The sequence below is a fragment of the Streptomyces sp. SX-6 genome (assembly GCF_059089585.1).
This window is the reverse complement of sequence record NZ_JBTHHU010000038.1, coordinates 1-16,060: the sequence shown is the minus strand read 5'-3', so window position 1 is coordinate 16,060 and position 16,060 is coordinate 1. Positions and strand designations below refer to the sequence as shown.

At 70.1% G+C, this 16,060-nt stretch carries 13 protein-coding genes; 4 read left to right on the top strand and 9 right to left on the bottom strand.

Annotated elements, in window-relative coordinates; genetic code table 11:
• Window positions 1-55: 55 nt before the first annotated feature.
• Window positions 56-1,909: a phosphatidylglycerol lysyltransferase domain-containing protein gene (locus ACV530_RS31245; RefSeq protein ID WP_494336033.1), complete on the bottom strand. Its 1,854-nt coding sequence runs from the start codon at window positions 1,907-1,909 to the stop codon at window positions 56-58.
• Window positions 1,910-2,079: 170 nt separating this feature from the next.
• Here ACV530_RS31245 and ACV530_RS31240 point away from each other — a divergent pair, with 170 nt between their 5' ends.
• Window positions 2,080-3,192: an alpha/beta hydrolase gene (locus tag ACV530_RS31240; protein ID WP_494336032.1), complete on the top strand. Its 1,113-nt coding sequence runs from the start codon at window positions 2,080-2,082 to the stop codon at window positions 3,190-3,192.
• Between the two features lie 46 nt (window positions 3,193-3,238).
• Here the strand turns inward: ACV530_RS31240 and folE are convergent, their stop codons facing one another.
• The 6 genes from folE to dacB form a co-directional block, all read right to left on the bottom strand.
• Window positions 3,239-3,847 carry a GTP cyclohydrolase I FolE gene (folE, locus tag ACV530_RS31235; protein ID WP_494336031.1) on the bottom strand — a complete coding sequence of 203 codons (609 nt, stop codon included), beginning with the start codon at window positions 3,845-3,847 and terminating at the stop codon, window positions 3,239-3,241.
• Between the two features lie 151 nt (window positions 3,848-3,998).
• Entirely contained in the window at window positions 3,999-5,999 is a 2,001-nt protein-coding gene (gene ftsH, locus ACV530_RS31230; protein ID WP_494336030.1) for an ATP-dependent zinc metalloprotease FtsH, read from the bottom strand.
• Between the two features lie 228 nt (window positions 6,000-6,227).
• Window positions 6,228-6,767, bottom strand: a complete 540-nt coding sequence (hpt, locus tag ACV530_RS31225) for a hypoxanthine phosphoribosyltransferase (protein WP_171083878.1) — start codon at window positions 6,765-6,767, stop codon at window positions 6,228-6,230.
• Window positions 6,768-6,886: 119 nt separating this feature from the next.
• Complete coding sequence (tilS, locus tag ACV530_RS31220) at window positions 6,887-7,915, bottom strand: tRNA lysidine(34) synthetase TilS (protein WP_494336029.1); 1,029 nt, start codon at window positions 7,913-7,915, stop codon at window positions 6,887-6,889.
• A gap of 212 nt (window positions 7,916-8,127) precedes the next feature.
• Entirely contained in the window at window positions 8,128-9,267 is a 1,140-nt protein-coding gene (locus tag ACV530_RS31215) for a zinc-dependent metalloprotease (protein ID WP_494336028.1), read from the bottom strand.
• A 60-nt stretch (window positions 9,268-9,327) separates the two neighbouring features.
• Complete coding sequence (gene dacB, locus ACV530_RS31210) at window positions 9,328-10,758, bottom strand: D-alanyl-D-alanine carboxypeptidase/D-alanyl-D-alanine endopeptidase (RefSeq protein WP_494336027.1); 1,431 nt, start codon at window positions 10,756-10,758, stop codon at window positions 9,328-9,330.
• Window positions 10,759-10,844: 86 nt separating this feature from the next.
• Between dacB and ACV530_RS31205 the strand changes: the two genes are divergently transcribed.
• The gene (locus ACV530_RS31205) at window positions 10,845-11,342 is read left to right on the top strand and encodes an inorganic diphosphatase (protein ID WP_494336026.1); all 498 of its coding nucleotides are present in this window, start codon (window positions 10,845-10,847) and stop codon (window positions 11,340-11,342) included.
• Window positions 11,343-11,396: 54 nt separating this feature from the next.
• On the opposite strand, the gene ACV530_RS31200 is transcribed toward ACV530_RS31205, so the two are convergent.
• Both ACV530_RS31200 and ACV530_RS31195 read right to left on the bottom strand, forming a co-directional pair.
• Complete coding sequence (locus ACV530_RS31200; protein ID WP_494336025.1) at window positions 11,397-13,046, bottom strand: threonine/serine exporter family protein; 1,650 nt, start codon at window positions 13,044-13,046, stop codon at window positions 11,397-11,399.
• Between the two features lie 52 nt (window positions 13,047-13,098).
• Complete coding sequence (locus ACV530_RS31195) at window positions 13,099-13,818, bottom strand: DedA family protein (protein WP_494336024.1); 720 nt, start codon at window positions 13,816-13,818, stop codon at window positions 13,099-13,101.
• Window positions 13,819-14,024: 206 nt separating this feature from the next.
• Here ACV530_RS31195 and ACV530_RS31190 point away from each other — a divergent pair, with 206 nt between their 5' ends.
• The gene (locus tag ACV530_RS31190) at window positions 14,025-14,390 is read left to right on the top strand and encodes a YbjQ family protein (RefSeq protein ID WP_494336023.1); all 366 of its coding nucleotides are present in this window, start codon (window positions 14,025-14,027) and stop codon (window positions 14,388-14,390) included.
• An 88-nt stretch (window positions 14,391-14,478) separates the two neighbouring features.
• The gene (gad, locus tag ACV530_RS31185; protein WP_494336022.1) at window positions 14,479-15,894 is read left to right on the top strand and encodes a glutamate decarboxylase; all 1,416 of its coding nucleotides are present in this window, start codon (window positions 14,479-14,481) and stop codon (window positions 15,892-15,894) included.
• Window positions 15,895-16,060: the final 166 nt, after the last annotated feature.

Sequence of the window (16,060 nt, the reverse complement as noted above, 5' to 3'; positions counted from 1 at the left end):
GAACGCGTGAAGCCCTCCCCGGACGGTTCCGGGGAGGGCTTCACGGACGACATCGTCACGCCGCGCGCGTGACCTCCGCCTGTGCCACCTCGTCGTTCTCGAGCCCCGACGGCTTCGGCGCGGCCGGGCGGCGGCGCAGCAGCCGCGGCAGCTCCAGGAAGCCCTCCGCCTGCATCATCGCGAAGCCGATGCGCGGCAGGTCACGGTTGTTCGGGAAGACGATGAAGCGCGGCTCCCAGCGGGGCCGGAACTTCTCGTTGAACTTGTACAGCGACTCGATCTGGAACCAGCGCGAGAGGAAGACCAGCAGCGTGCGCTGCACCCGCACCACCGGGCCCGCGCCCAGCTTGCCGCCGCGCTCGAGGGCCGAGCGGAAGAACGCGAAGTTGAGCGACAGGCGCTTGAGCTTGAGCTCGGGCGCGGCCTGCAGGAAGGCGACGATCAGCAGCTCGTTCATGCCCGGGTCGGCGGAGCGGTCGCGGCGCATCAGCTCCAGCGACGCGCCGTCCTTGCCCCACGGCACGTAGTGCTGCATGGCCTTGAGGTCCCCGAACGGGCTGGGCTCCTCGCCCTCCTCCGGGTCCTTGTGGGCGGTCGCGATGATCGTGCCCACGTCCTTGGGGTCACCGATCCGGCCCAGCGCCATGGAGAAGCCGCGCTCCTCGTCGGTGTCACGCCAGGCGTCGGCCGCCTTCTGGACGGCCACCAGCTCCTCGGGGGAGAGGTCCTCGACGCGGCGGACCCGGGTGGTGTAGCCGTTGCGCTCGATGCGCTTGACCATCTGGCGGACGTTGCGCATGGCGCGGCCGGTCAGGCTGAAGTCGTCCACGTCGACGATGGCCTCGTCGCCCATCTCGAGGGCGTCCAGTCCGGTCTCGCGGGTCCACACCTCGCCGCCGGTCTCGCTGCAGCCGTTGACGGCGGGGGTCCAGGAGTGACGCTTGGCCAGCTCCATGAACTGCTCGATGGCGCCCGGCCAGGCCTCGACGTCACCGATGGGGTCACCGCTGGCCAGCATCACGCCGGAGACGACGCGGTAGGAGACGGCGGCCTTGCCGGTCGGGGAGAAGACGACGCTCTTGTCACGGCGCAGGGCGAAATGGCCCAGCGAGTCACGGGCGCCGTGCTTGTCGAGCAGCTCGCGCAGCTTGTCCTCGTCCTGCTCGGTGAGGACGGCCGCCGGGTGCTCCGGGCGGAAGACCAGGAAGGCGGTGGTGACGAGGGTCAGCAGGCCCAGGGCGCCGAGGGAGTAGCCGACGGTGTAGTCGACGTTGTCGGTGTAACGGACCGAGCCCTCGAAGCCGAAGAGGCCCCAGAGCACATGCTCGATCTGCTCACGGATCGGCGGGTCGCCGATCATCTGGTCCGGGTGCGAGTTGACGATCACCCAGCCGAGACCGAAGCTGGCCCCACCCATCAGCACGAAGTTGGCGAGCGCCTTCCAGCGGCTGCGCGGGTCCGGCAGCGCGGTGAAGGAGTTCCTGCGCCGCATGAGGTAGAGGAAAAGCAGCAGCGAGAAGGCAGCGCCCATGTACGAGTGCCGGTAGATCAGATGTGCGGCCACGCCGACGGGCAGCACCACCACGGCGGCGAGCCAGGCCCGCTGCTTGGCGCGCTTGAGCCCGTGCGCCAGCATCAGCAGCAGGATGCCGACGACTATCGAGGCGGCGGGTGCGAGCTGCGTCACAGCTCCCGGCAGCACCTCGGCGTACGCGTGCACACGGCTGAAGCGGATCCGGGGGAAGACTCCGGCCGCGATGTTCATCAGCCCGATGAGGGCAGCGACCGTACCCACGACCAGAGGAACGTTCTCCGGCTTCGGTCCCTTGGCCATGCGCGCAAGCCACGAGAGCCGCTTCGTACCCGAAGGAACCCCGTCGGACTTTTTGGCATCTACCCTGACAGACATCTCTTCCCGTCGTCCATGTCGAGTGGGCCTGCGGCATCTGGCCGCCAGTGCCCGGACAATGTGCGCCCTGTAGGACGACGGTTTCGGGGCTGAGGTTCCGCCGGGGCCGAGCCCGGAAAAAGTAACCATTCCGCGACTCGGGCGCCGGGTCGCTCGGCAGAAAGCACCTCATGGGTCTCACCAGCAAGACAGTTCTTGCGCTGGCCACTGTCCTGGCTGTCGTGCTCTTCGCACTGACAGTCTGGCTTTGGCCGCGTTTGGGCAAGCGGAGCATCGGCTCCGTGTTCGGCCGTGTCGGCATGCTCGTCGTCACCCAGCTGACGCTGTTCGCGGCGATCGGCCTGTACGCGAACTACTCCTTCGGTTTCTACGCCTCCTGGGCGGACCTCTTCGGCCAGGAGCAGGACCAGGGTGTCGTGGTGGACCACAGCGCGGCCAACAACCGGGTCCAGGTCCTGGGCGTTCAGCAGGTGAACGTGCCGCGGGCCACGGTGCCGCGGGTCGCGGGCCAGATCGAGAAGGTCAACATCCAGGGCCCCGAGTCGAAGATCGCCAGCCCGGCCTTCGTCTACCTGCCCCCGGAGTACTTTCAGCCGGAGTACGCGAACCGCAAGTTTCCCGCCTCCGTCGTGCTGACCGGCTACCCGGGCACCGCCGAGGCACTGATCAAGGGCCTGCACTACCCCCAGACGGCGCACAAGCTCGCCAAGGAAAAGAAGATGCAGCCCACCATCCTCGTGATGATGCGGCCGACCGTCGCCCCGCCGCGTGACACCGAGTGCATGGATATACCCGGCGGCCCGCAGACCGAGACCTTCTTCACCAAGGACCTGCGCAAGGCCATCGCCCAGAAGTACCGGGTCGGCGAGCACGCCAAGAACTGGGGCATGATCGGCGACTCGACCGGCGGCTACTGCGCCCTGAAGCTGGCCATGCGCCACCCCAACGCGTACGGTGCCGCGGCCGCCCTCTCCGGCTACTACAAGGCCCCGCAGGACCCGACCACCGGTTCGCTCTTCGGCGGCAGCAAGAAGCTGGAGCAGGAGAACAACCTGCTGTGGCGTCTGAAGCACGAGCCGCTGCCGAAGATCTCGATGCTCGTGACCAGCAGCAAGCAGGGCGAGCACAACTACAAGGACACGATGAAGTTCATCGAGCTGTCCGCGAAGCACCCCACCCGGGTGTCCTCGATGATCCTCGAGAGCGGCGGCCACAACTTCAACACCTGGCGCCGTGAGATCCCCGGCACCCTCCAGTGGATGGGCAGCCGCCTCAGCGCCTGAGCAGCACAGCACAAAGGCCCGCCTCGGCGGGCCTTTCGTATATCCCTCAGCGACCGGCCATGATCAGACTCATCGCCTCCGCACGCGTCGCGGGGTCACGCAGCTGGCCCCGCACCGCCGACGTCAGCGTCTTGGCGCCGGGCTTCCGGATACCGCGCATGGACATGCACATGTGCTCGCACTCGATCACCACGACGACACCGCGCGGTTCGAGGATCTCCATCAGCGAGTCGGCGATCTGCGTCGTGAGCCGCTCCTGCACCTGGGGGCGGCGGGCGTAGACGTCCACCAGTCTGGCCAGCTTCGACAGACCCGTGATCTTGCCGCTCGTCGCCGGGATGTACCCGACGTGCGCCACCCCGTGGAACGGCACCAGGTGGTGCTCACAGGTGCTGTACACCTCGATGTCGCGGACGAGCACCATCTCGTCGTGCCCGAGGTCGAAGGTCGTGGTCAGCACGTCCTCCGGCTCCTGCCAGAGGCCGGCGAATATCTCCTTGTACGCCCGCGCCACCCGGGCCGGCGTCTCCCGCAGCCCCTCCCGGTCCGGGTCCTCACCGACCGCGATGAGCAGCTCGCGCACCGCGTTCTCGGCCCGCTTCTCGTCGAAAACACCGACGGAGCGCTCGGCGGCCAGGGTCACCGGATCGGTCATGTGGATTGCCTCGTTCTCTCGTACGGACGCGCCTGCGCGGCCTGGTGGTGCTGACGCGCACATGCGCGATGCCGCGCCCCCAAGGCTAGAACCTGGGTGACGCGGCATCCATTCCGGGCCCCGGAGGGCCTCCCTCACTCGAGGCGGGCCGTCACTCGGGACGGGCATCCTCCGGGAGCTCCACCGACTCGACGGCGGCGCCGTTGCTGCTCGGAGCGAGCTCCTTCGGGGAGAGCACCGGCGGGCGGCTCGACGGCGTACGCCGCGAGGAACCCGTCCACGCCGGGCGGGCCGGGCGCTTCACGATGTGCTTGAAGACCTCGGCGATCTCCTCCTTGTTCAGCGTCTCCTTCTCGAGGAGGGCCAGAACGAGGTTGTCGAGGATGTCGCGGTTCTCGACGAGGATCTCCCACGCTTCGTTGTGCGCGGTCTCGATGAGCTTCTTGACCTCTTCGTCGACCAGGGCCGCGACCTCTTCCGAGTAGTCGCGCTGGTGCGACATCTCACGGCCCAGGAAGGGCTCGGAGCTGTCGGAACCGAACTTGATCGCGCCGAGCCGCTCGGTCATGCCGTACTGCGTGACCATGGCCCGGGCGGTCGCCGTGGCCTTCTCGATGTCGTTGGACGCACCCGTGGTCGGGTCGTGGAAGACGAGCTCCTCGGCCGCGCGGCCGCCCATCATGTAGGCGAGCTGGTCGAGCATCTCGTTGCGCGTGGTCGAGTACTTGTCCTCGTCCGGCAGGACCATGGTGTAGCCGAGCGCACGGCCGCGGGACAGGATCGTGACCTTGTGGACCGGGTCGGAGTTCGGCGAAGCCGCCGCGACCAGGGCGTGACCGCCCTCGTGGTACGCGGTGATCTTCTTTTCCTTCTCGCTCATGATCCGGGTCCGCTTCTGCGGGCCGGCCACGACGCGGTCGATCGCCTCGTCCAGCATGTGGTTGTCGATCAGCTTCTTGTCGCTGCGGGCCGTCAGCAGGGCGGCCTCGTTCAGCACGTTCGACAGATCGGCACCGGTGAAGCCGGGCGTACGGCGGGCGACGGCCGCGAGGTCGACGTCCGGGGCGACCGGCTTGCCCTTCTGGTGAACCTTGAGGATCTCCAGACGGCCCTGCATGTCCGGCCGGTCGACGGCGATCTGCCGGTCGAAGCGGCCGGGGCGCAGCAGCGCCGGGTCGAGGATGTCCGGGCGGTTCGTGGCGGCGATCAGGATGACGCCGCCCTTGACGTCGAAGCCGTCCATCTCGACGAGCAGCTGGTTCAGCGTCTGCTCGCGCTCGTCGTGGCCACCGCCGAGGCCCGCACCACGGTGCCGGCCGACGGCGTCGATCTCGTCGACGAAGACGATGGCCGGGGCGTTGGCCTTGGCCTGCTCGAAGAGGTCACGGACCCGGGAGGCACCGACACCGACGAACATCTCGACGAAGTCGGAACCGGAGATCGAGTAGAACGGGACGCCCGCCTCGCCCGCGACGGCGCGCGCGAGCAGCGTCTTGCCGGTGCCGGGCGGGCCGTAGAGCAGCACACCCTTGGGGATCTTGGCGCCGACTGCCTGGAACTTGGCGGGCTCCTGGAGGAACTCCTTGATCTCGTGGAGTTCCTCGACGGCCTCGTCCGAGCCGGCCACGTCGGCGAACGTGGTCTTCGGGGTGTCCTTGGTGATCAGCTTGGCCTTGGACTTCCCGAAGTTCATCACCCGGGAGCCGCCGCCCTGCATCTGATTCATCAGGAACAGGAAGACCACGACGATCAGCACGAACGGCAGCAGCGACAGCAGCACCCCGATGAAGGGGTTCTGCTTCGACGTCGCGATGTTGTAGCCCTCGGGCAGGACGTCCTTGTTGTTCTGGTCGACCTGGTTCTGGAGCATCGTCGAGATCGTGACGCCCTGGTCACCGATGTAGTTGGCCTGGACCTTGCCCGAGCCCTTGATCTTCTGGCCGCTCTTGAGCTCGACCTTGATCTTGTTCTCGTCGCCGGTCGTCAACTCGGCCGACTTCACCTTGTTGTCCCGGATCGCCTGCACGACCAGGCCGGTGTCCACCGACTTGTAGCCGCCGGACGAGCCGACGACCTGCATCAACACGACCACGGCGAGGACGGCCAGCACGATCCACATGACCGGCCCACGGAAGTAGCGCTTCACGTCCATCCATACGGGGCGCGAGCGCCCCGTCCCTCCTGCCACAGTGAGGCACGGCTTCCCCCTGTCGGGGTGTGCGTGCGTACGGTGTCCTACTCGACCTTGAAAGCTGAAATAAAGACTGACCTTCGACGGTACCCCAGCATTGTCACCCGACGCCGCCGCAGACGGTCAACAAATCCGCCTTCCCCTTCTCCAACGGCGGAAAACAGGAGACGGTTCCCGGGGTCCTCCGCCTCAGCCGCCGTAGACGTGCGGCGCGAGCGTGCCGACGAAGGGCAGGTTGCGGTACTTCTCCGCGAAGTCCAGACCGTAGCCCACGACGAACTCGTTCGGGATGTCGAAGCCGACCCACTTCACGTCGATGGCGACCTTGGCCGCCTCCGGCTTGCGCAGCAGGGTCACGACATTCAGCGAGGCGGGCTCGCGCGAACCGAGGTTCGACAGCAGCCACGACAGCGTCAGGCCGGAGTCGATGATGTCCTCGACAATCAGGACGTGCTTGCCCTTGATGTCGGTGTCGAGGTCCTTGAGGATGCGCACCACGCCCGAGGACTGGGTGCCCGCCCCGTAGGAGGACACGGCCATCCAGTCCATGGTGACGGGATTGGACAGCGCACGCGCCAGGTCCGCCATCACCATCACGGCGCCCTTGAGGACACCGACGATGAGCAGGTCCTTGCCCGCGTACTCCACGTCGATCTTCGCGGCCAGCTCGGCCAGCTTCGCGTCGATCTCTTCCTTGGTGATGAGCACCGACTTGAGGTCGGTGCCCATGTCCTTGTCGTCCACCCGCGTCACTCTCGTTCGTTTGGGCACATCCGGCTGTTCACGGCTCGTCCGGCTCATCCGAGACCGGCCGGAACCGGTGTGAGGCGCGGTCGCCCCCGTTCGAATCAGCCTTGCCGGAGGACCAGTCTGCCACCATGCCGGCGGACCTCGACGCGCCCGGGCAGGTTGATGGCCCGCTGACCCCGCCAACCGGTGATCAGCCGGTCGACTTCCTCGATGTGCCGGGCGAAGAGCGAACCGGCCGGGGACCCCGCCTCGATGGCCGCGCGCCGCAGCACCCGGCGGCGCACCGCGGGCGGCAGTGCGTAGAGCTTCGCGACCTCCAGGGCGCCGGTGTCGTCCCGCACGGTCGGCTCCACGGCGACGGCCCAGGCGTCGAGGGCGTCCGCGTCGTCACGCGAGAGCTGGGCGGTCCGGGCGAGAGCCTCGACGACGCCTTTGCCCAGTGCCTTCTCCAGGACGGGCAGCGCCTCGTGACGGACCCGGGAGCGGGTGTAGGCGGGGTCCGTGTTGTGCGGGTCCTCCCAGACGGGCAGCGACTGGGCCAGGCACGCCTTGCGCGCGGTCTGCCGGTCGAGGCCGAGGAAGGGCCGGCGGTAGCGCCCGCCGGTGCCGGAGGCGACGGCCATGCCCGACAGGGAGCGGGTGCCCGAGCCGCGGGCGAGTCCGAGGAGGACCGTCTCGGCCTGGTCGTCCCGGGTGTGGCCGAGGAGGACCGCCGCGGCGCCGGACCGCTCCGCGACATCGTCGAGGGCCGCATACCGGGCGTCGCGGGCGGCGGCCTCGGGGCCGCCCTCGCGGCCGACCGTCACGGTCAGCGCTTCCACGGGGTCGAGGCCGAGGGCGAGGAGGCGGCTGGCGACCTCGGCGGCGCGGAGGTCCGAGCCGTCCTGGAGCCCGTGGTCCACGGTCACGCCGCCCGCCCGGATCCCCAGCCGGGGGGCCTCGAAGGCGAGGGCCGAGGCGAGCGCCATGGAGTCGGCGCCGCCGGAGCAGGCGACCAGGACGAGCGGGTCCCGGCCGCCGGCATGCGCCGCGCCGGGCACGGAAGGGGCGGGAGCGTGGGTGAGAACGTCGTGGAGTACGCGGCGGACCGCCAGGCGTATCGCGGCTACCGCGGGGTGTGGACCCATGTCCGTGTGTCCAATCGTTCCATCTGGCAGGGGGTCGGCAGAGGTTCGGGAACCGTACGAGCTACGGGCACACACCGCGAGAGCAGTCACGCTGTGTGCGTAGATGGTGACAGAGACGAGCCTTTACCCGAGCATCGCACGCCCACCCCTGGCACACGGTCCCTCGGAAGGGTGATTACCGGGGCGTTCACCCGGCACGGGGCGTGCTCCGGTCACCCATCGGTCCTGCTGTGCACCCGTGCGACCCAGTCCGCCGGTTTGGCGATCTCCGCCTTGGTGGGCAGCGTGTTCGGCGAGGTCCAGACCCGGTTGAAACCCTCCATGCCGACCTCGTCGACCACGGCCCGCACGAACCGCTCCCCATCACGGTACTGCCGCAGCTTGGCGTCCAGGCCCAGCAGCTTGCGCAGCGCCGCGTCCAGCCGGCCCGCGCCGGTGGCCCGGCGCTGCTGGAACTTCTCCCGGATCTCGGTGACAGACGGCACGACCTGGGGGCCCACCCCGTCCATCACATAGTCGGCGTGGCCCTCCAGCAGGGACATCACCGCGGTCAGCCGCCCGAGGATCTCCCGCTGGGCGGGCGTCTGCACCAGCTCGACGATGCTGCGGCCCGCACGGCCCTCTCCGTCGTCCTCCGGCGGCCTGCCGCCCGCCAGCGACTGCACGGCCTCGCGGACCCGCTCCAGCAGCGTGACCGGGTCGATCTCGGTCTCGCCGAGGAACGCCTGGATCTCGCCCTCGATGTGGTCGCGCAGCCAGGGCACCGCCGTGAACTGCGTGCGGTGCGTCTCCTCGTGCAGGCACACCCACAGCCGGAAGTCGTGCGGGTCGACCTCGAGTTCGCGCTCGACGTGGACGATGTTCGGCGCGACGAGCAGCAGCCGTCCGCCGCCGTCGGACGAACCCGGCAGGTCGCGCGACACCGGGGCGAAGGTCTCGTACTGCCCGAGCACACGGGAGGCCAGGAACGAGAGCAGCATGCCCAGTTCGACGCCGGTGACCTTGCCGCCGACCGCGCCCAGCACGGCGCCGCCCGGCAGATTCCCGCGCCGGTCCTGCATCTTGTCCAGCAGCGGCCCGAGGACCGCGCGGAATCCCGCGACGTTCGCCCTGACCCAGCCGACCCGGTCCACCACGAGCACCGGGGTGTCGTTCCCCTCGTACCCGCCCGGTGGGCACATCTTCGTGAACGCCCGGACGTGCTCCTCCGACGACTTGGCGTGCCGCCGGAGTTCCGCGACCACCTCGCGCGCCTCGTCCCGGCTCACGTCCGGGCCGGACCGCACGAGACGGGCCGCGGTCGCCACCGCGAGCTTCCAGTCGACCATCTCCGCACCACCGATGCTCGTCATGACTTCACCGTACGTGCTGTGCACAGCCCGCGGTGAGGGGTCGTCCGGACGGCGGGCACGTCAATGGCAGCCGCAACCGGCAACGGCCGAGGCCAGCCGGTCCAGTGCCCGCTGCGCGGCGTCCGCGTCGTGCGTCCCGTCGGCCATGAACGCGAACGAGAACAGCCGCCCGTCCACCGAGACCACCGTCCCGGCAAGGGTGTTGACGCCCGTCAGCGTGCCGGTCTTGGCCCGTACGATGCCGCGGCCCGGCGAGCCGTCGTAGCGCTCGTGCAGCGTCCCGCTGAAGCCCGCCACCGGAAGTCCCGTGAGAACCGGGCGCAGTTCGGGGTGGTCCGCCGCCGCCGCGCGGGCGAGCAGGCGGGACAGCAGGGCCGCCGGGAGGCGGTCGGCGCGGTCGAGTCCGCTGCCGTCGGCGATGTGCGCGCCGTCCGTCGGCAGGCCGAGCTTCACCAGCCGCGCGGCGACCGCCCGGCCCGCGCCCTCGAAGCTCGCGGGCTGTCCGTCCGCGAGGGCGGTCTGGCGGGCGAGCGCCTCGGCGATGTCGTTGTCGCTGTTGGTGAGCGCCCGTTCGACCAGGGCGGACAGCGGCGCGGACGAGACGGAGGCGAGGCGCTGCGCGCCCTTGTCCGCCTGGCCCTCGGCGGGCTCGCCGTCGACCCGGACGCCCTTCTCGCCCAGCAGGGCGGCGAACTTGCGGGCCGCGTCGGCCGCGGGCTCCGCGGTGCGGTCGGCGGGGCCGTGGTCCGAGTCGTCCAGCCGGCCCTCGTCGACCATCAGGGGGGCCACCGGGGCGAGGTTCTCGTTCGGGCCGATCACGTGCGGGACGGGGCCCGAGTAGCGCGAGGTGTCGTACGCGAGCTTCGTACGGTCCGTGCCGTGCGCCTTGAGGGCGCGGGCGGTCGCGTCGGCGAGCGCGGGCAGGCTCGCGAACGGCCCGCCGTCGTGGGACGTGAGCGTCGGGTCCCCGCCGCCGACGAGCACGATCCGGTCGCCCGAGCCGAGCACCGTGGTCTCGATCCGGTGATCCGGACCGAGCGCGGACAGGGCGGCGGCGGACGTCGCCAGCTTGATGATGGACGCGGGCGTGTACACGGCGTCCTCGTCGGTCCCCAGCAGCCGCTCCCCCGTGGCGACGTCGATCACCGACGCCGAGTGCCGGGTGCCCAGCGCGGAGTCGTCCAGCAGCGGCTCCAGCGCCGCGGCCATGCCCGCCGGCGTGGCCGGGCGGCCGGCGGGGGCGTCGAGCACCGGGCGTGCGGACGGGGGCGCGGGCTCGGCGTCACGCCGGCCGTCCGAGCGGGCCCCGGCGGCGGCGCGGGTCCGCTCGGACGTACGCTGACCTGCGTCCCAGGGGCCGGCGGCCGTCACCGCGCCGGCCGCGATCACGAGGCCCGCCACGGCGGACGAGGCGATGAACCGTACGGTCCGGCGCTGTTCGCGCGAGGCGGCGCGCCACCGGCCGGCCGGCCACCGCGTCCCGTCTGGCATTACGGACCAGCCCCTTTCGCCACCACACTGCCCCGTGGGGGACACTTAATCACCAGACGTATGTGTTGATCATGAAGGAGCCACCCGTGGAGTTCGACGTCACCATCGAGATCCCGAAGGGTTCGCGGAACAAGTACGAGGTGGACCACGAGACCGGTCGCATCCGTCTGGACCGCCGTCTCTTCACCTCCACCAGCTACCCGGCCGACTACGGCTTCGTCGAGAACACCCTCGGCGAGGACGGCGACCCGCTGGACGCCCTCGTCATCCTGGACGAGCCGACCTTCCCGGGCTGCCTCATCAAGTGCCGCGCCGTCGGCATGTTCCGCATGACGGACGAGGCCGGTGGCGACGACAAGCTGCTGTGCGTCCCGGCGAGCGACCCGCGCGTGGAGCACCTGCGCGACATCCACCACGTGTCGGAGTTCGACCGCCTGGAGATCCAGCACTTCTTCGAGGTCTACAAGGACCTGGAGCCCGGCAAGTCCGTCGAGGGTGCCGAGTGGGTCGGCCGCGCCGAGGCCGAGGCCGAGATCGAGGCCTCGTACAAGCGCCTCGAGGCCTCCGGCGGCTCTCACCACTGATCAGCCACTGATCAGACGCTGATCTGATCAGACGCACGAGCGGGCGCGTGGCTTCTAGAAGCCGCGCGTCCGCTTTGCTGCGCGCCGGGCCGCTGCCTCGCCCGGAACCCTGAGGAAGAGGCGGGCCATCTCCGACCCGAGGTTGACGCCGATGGCGATGGCCAGGGCCAGGGCCGCCGCCTTGGTGAGGCTGGCGATGCCGACGTCCATGTTGTTCTGGGCGAAGTTCAGCAGCGCGAAGTACACCGCGCTACCGGGCAGCAGCGGGCCGATCGCCGCCGTGATGTACGGCAGCGCGGATGCGTGCTGGTAGCGCGCGAGGAGCTGGCCGAAGAGGCCGACGAGCCCCGCGGCGATGGCCGTGGCGGGCACGGGGTCGAGCCGGGCGGTGTCGGCGAGCGCCCCGTAGATGATCCAGGCGACGCCGCCGTTGAGCGTGGCGATCCAGACGGTGTGACGTTCCTGCTGGAGCAGCACGGCGAAGCCGAAGCACAGCAGCATCGACGCGAAGATCTGGATGACGGGCCGCTCCACGTGCTGGAGCGCCGCCTCGGGGTTGAGCGTCCTGCCGCCGGTGTGCACGCCGCCGTAGAGCACCATCAGCACGCCGCAGACGATGCCGACGATGAGGTAGCCGACCTCCAGCAGCCGGGCGGCGGCGGTGAGGAAGTAGCCCGTCAGCCCGTCCTGGACGCCCGCGACGAGTGCCCGCCCGGGGATCAGCGCGAACAGCCCGCCGGTGATCACGGCGGACGCCTGGACGCCCGCGTGGCTGGCGCTGAGCGCGACGCCCATCGCCGCGGGGGCCATCGCGGCGGCGACGAACTGGTAGAACTCCGGCAGCCCCCGCCCCGACGCCAGCCACGCCAGCCGGTCGCCGAGCATCGCGCCGGCCATCGCGGCGAGGAAGACCACGAGACTCCCGCCGACGAGCATGCTCGCCCCGCCCGCGAGCAGCCCGGCGGCGACGGTCAGCGCCCACCCCGGGTAGGGGTGCCGGTTGCGGCGGATCTCGGCGAGCCTGCGGTACGCCTCCTCGAGGGTGAGCCCCTGCGAGGTGATGTCGTGGACGAGCCGGAAGACGGCCGCCAGCCGGGTGTAGTCGGTGCCCCGGCGGCGTACGGTCCGCTTGGCGGTGACCGGCGCGTCCACCAGGGACGGCTGGTGGCTGAAGGTCAGCTCGGTGAAGGTGACGGTCGGCTCGCAGCGGCCCAGCCCGTACGCGTAGGCGACGCCGAGCATCGCCGCCTCGACGTCCTCCGCCCCCTCGCCGCCCGCGAGCAGCAACTCGCCGATGCGCAGCGTCAGGTCGAGCACACGCCCCACCGGGGGCCCTTGCTCGCCCTCCTTCTCCTGCTGCTCCGGCGCCGGGCGCTCGCCGACCGGCATGCGCAGCATGGTGCGCATACGGTCCTGCCAGGGGGCCTCCTTGACCAGGCTGACCTGGGGAATGCCGTACGGCGGGGTGTAGGCGGGCTGCGCCTGCTGAACGGGAGCGGTTACGCCCTCGGGAATGGCGAAACCGGAGGACGTGGGGTGGTCATCCTCCGGTGTGGGCGGCAGTGGCACGCCCAGGGGTGGGGTGAAGGCGCTGTGCGCCTCGTCGCTCTGCGGTTTGCGGTCCTCCCCGCCGTCCGCGGCGCCGCCGCGCTGCCGTTCCGCCACCACGTGCTCCCTGCCGGATCCCTCTGCCAGGACCACCATGCCTGATCAGAGGTTCGAGCGCCCAGTGGGGGTCCGATATGCGGGAGAGGCGTCAGCGGCGGGCGTGCCGTCCGCGCTGGGCACGGGGCTGCTGGGGGACGCGGGGGGCGTCGTCGGCGGCGGACGGACCCGCCGCCTTGGCCTTGCCGCGGGCGCGCAGGAGCTCGATGCCGACCGGCACGACGGAGATCAGCACGATCGCGACCAGCATCATCTCGATGTTCTTGCGCACGAACTCGATCTGCCCCAGCCCGGCGCCCAGCAGCGTCACACCGGCGCCCCACAGGGTGCCGCCGATGACGTTGAAGAGGAGGAACGAGCGGTAGTTCATCCGGCTCACGCCGGCGATGATCGGCGTGAAGGTACGGACGATGGGCACGAAACGGGCCAGGACCAGCGACTTCGCGCCGTACTTCTCGAAGAACTCGTGGGCCTTCTCGACGTTCTCCTGCTTGAAGAGCTTGGAGTCGGGGCGCCGGAACAGCGACGGGCCGACCTTGCGGCCGAAGAGATAGCCCGCCTGGTCACCGAGGACCGCCGCGAGCACGACCAGGGCGCACACCACCCACAGCGGGTAGTTGTTCAGCTTCCCCGTCGTCACCAGGAGACCCGTTGTGAACAGCAGCGAGTCACCCGGCAGGAAGAAGCCGATCAGCAGCCCCGACTCGGCGAAGACAATGGCCAGCACACCGATCAGGCCGAACTGGGCGATCAGGTAGTCCGAATCCAGCCACTGCGGGCCGAGCGCGAGAGCGGTGGTCGCGGGGGTCACGGGTGACAGGCTCCTGGGTCGAGGGCACCGGAGCGGGGCCCGGGCTCAGGCGGGGTCGGGGTAAGTGCCGCCCCAAGGTACCAACGCCGTGCAAGGGGCCTCGGTTCCAGCGGCCGCCGGCGGATACCCCCGCCCGGCGCAACCCCGTCATGTCAAGGATGCGTCCCGGAGAGCGAACCGCAAAACTGCACGACGGAGGTGGATGCATGGGCATCGAGGAGTTCGGCGGCGGTCAGCAGCAGAGCGATGTGCTCGTGGTCACGACGAACGACGTACCGGGTTTCAGGGTGGACAGGGTCATCGGCGAGGTCTTCGGCCTCACCGTGCGGTCCCGCCACCTCGGCAGCCAGATCGGCGCCGGCCTGAAGTCGATGATCGGCGGCGAGCTCAAGGGCCTGACCAAGACTCTGGTCCAGACCCGTAACCAGGCCATGGAGCGCCTGGTCGAGCAGGCCCGGGCGCGCGGCGCCAACGCGGTCCTGATGTTCCGCTTCGATGTGACCGAGGCGGCCGACGTCGGTACCGAGGTCTGCGCGTACGGCACGGCCGTCGTGATCTCCCCGCACGCATGACAGACGCGTCCCCTGAGCGCCGACCGCGCCAGGGGGCGCTCTGGTGCACACCGGCGTGGCGGGAAGTGTCGGGTGGTACTCACCCCCCATGGCACTCCACAAGGGCATGCACAACCGCTCCGCCAAGCGCGCCTACTCCGTCAACCCCTTCTACGGCGAGGCCGACCCCGTCGCCGACATGGCCGTCGCCCCGCCGCGGCACTGCCTCCCCGAGAAGCCCATGACGCCGCACGCGGCCTATCAGTTCGTCCATGACGAACTGATGCTGGACGGGAATGCCCGGCTCAATCTGGCCACGTTCGTGACCACCTGGATGGAGCCCCAGGCGGCGGTGCTGCTCGCCGAGTGCCGCGACAAGAACATGATCGACAAGGACGAGTACCCCCGCACCGCCGAGCTCGAGCAGCGCTGCGTGTCCATGCTCGCCGACCTCTGGCACGCGCCCGACCCCGCCTCGGCCATCGGCTGCTCGACCACCGGATCGAGTGAGGCGTGCATGCTCGCCGGGCTGGCGTTCAAGCGGCGCTGGGCGCAACGCAACGCCGACCGCTATCCGTCGGCCGAGGCCCGCCCGAACCTGGTGATGGGCACCAATGTCCAGGTGTGCTGGGAGAAGTTCTGCAACTTCTGGGAGGTGGAGGCCCGCCAGGTGCCGATGGTGGGCGAGCGCTTCCACCTCGAACCCGAGGCGGCGGCCGCCCTGTGCGACGAGAACACGATCGGCGTCGTGGCCGTCCTCGGCTCGACGTTCGACGGGTCGTACGAGCCGGTGGCCGGGATCTGCGCGGCGCTGGACACGCTCCAGGAGCGTACGGGCCTCGACGTGCCCGTCCATGTGGACGGCGCGTCCGGCGCGATGATCGCGCCGTTCCTCGACGAGGACCTCCGCTGGGACTTCCGGCTGCCACGGGTGGCGTCGATCAACACCTCGGGGCACAAATACGGGCTGGTCTACCCGGGCGTCGGCTGGGCGCTGTGGCGCGACAAGCCGGCGCTGCCGGAGGAGCTGGTCTTCCGCGTCAACTACCTGGGCGGCGACATGCCCACGTTCGCCCTGAACTTCTCCCGTCCCGGTGCGCAAGTGGCCGCGCAGTACTACACGTTCCTGCGGCTGGGCCGCGAGGGCTACCGCGCGGTACAGCAGAATTCCCGCCACGTGGCCCGTACGCTCGCCCAACGCATCGGCGAGCTGGGCGACTTCAGGCTGCTGACGCACGGGGACGAGCTGCCGGTGTTCGCGTTCACCACGGCCGACTCGGTCGACCGGTACGACGTCTTCGATGTGTCCCGTCGGATGCGGGAGCGGGGCTGGCTGGTGCCTGCCTATACGTTTCCGCCGAACCGGGAGGACCTGTCGGTCCTGCGGGTCGTCTGCCGCAACGGCTTCTCGCTGGACCTGGCGGACCTGTTCATGTCCGACTTGCGCTCCCTGCTGCCCGAACTCCGCCGCGAATCGGCCCCGTTGGGCCGTCCGGAGGGGGTTGCCACGGCGTTCCACCACTAGGGGGTGGGTGGGGGTGGGGAGTTGTGCCCCGGTCCCGCCCTCTCACCGTCTCCTGGGGCTGCGCCCCAGACCCCGCTTGTCGCGGCTTCGCCGCTCGTCCTCAAGCGCCGGACGGGCTGGATTTGCCCGGCCCGGCACAATCCAGCCCGTCCGGCGTTTGAGGACC

Coding starts and splice junctions, on each gene's coding strand:
- ACV530_RS31245 (WP_494336033.1), bottom strand. CDS start 1,909: ATGTCTGTCAGGGTAGATGCCAAAAAGTCCGACGGGGTTCCTTCGGGT.
- ACV530_RS31240 (WP_494336032.1), top strand. CDS start 2,080: ATGGGTCTCACCAGCAAGACAGTTCTTGCGCTGGCCACTGTCCTGGCT.
- folE (WP_494336031.1), bottom strand. CDS start 3,847: ATGACCGATCCGGTGACCCTGGCCGCCGAGCGCTCCGTCGGTGTTTTC.
- ftsH (WP_494336030.1), bottom strand. CDS start 5,999: ATGGACGTGAAGCGCTACTTCCGTGGGCCGGTCATGTGGATCGTGCTG.
- hpt (WP_171083878.1), bottom strand. CDS start 6,767: ATGGGCACCGACCTCAAGTCGGTGCTCATCACCAAGGAAGAGATCGAC.
- tilS (WP_494336029.1), bottom strand. CDS start 7,915: ATGGGTCCACACCCCGCGGTAGCCGCGATACGCCTGGCGGTCCGCCGC.
- ACV530_RS31215 (WP_494336028.1), bottom strand. CDS start 9,267: ATGACGAGCATCGGTGGTGCGGAGATGGTCGACTGGAAGCTCGCGGTG.
- dacB (WP_494336027.1), bottom strand. CDS start 10,758: ATGCCAGACGGGACGCGGTGGCCGGCCGGCCGGTGGCGCGCCGCCTCG.
- ACV530_RS31200 (WP_494336025.1), bottom strand. CDS start 13,046: ATGGTGGTCCTGGCAGAGGGATCCGGCAGGGAGCACGTGGTGGCGGAA.
- ACV530_RS31190 (WP_494336023.1), top strand. CDS start 14,025: ATGGGCATCGAGGAGTTCGGCGGCGGTCAGCAGCAGAGCGATGTGCTC.
- gad (WP_494336022.1), top strand. CDS start 14,479: ATGGCACTCCACAAGGGCATGCACAACCGCTCCGCCAAGCGCGCCTAC.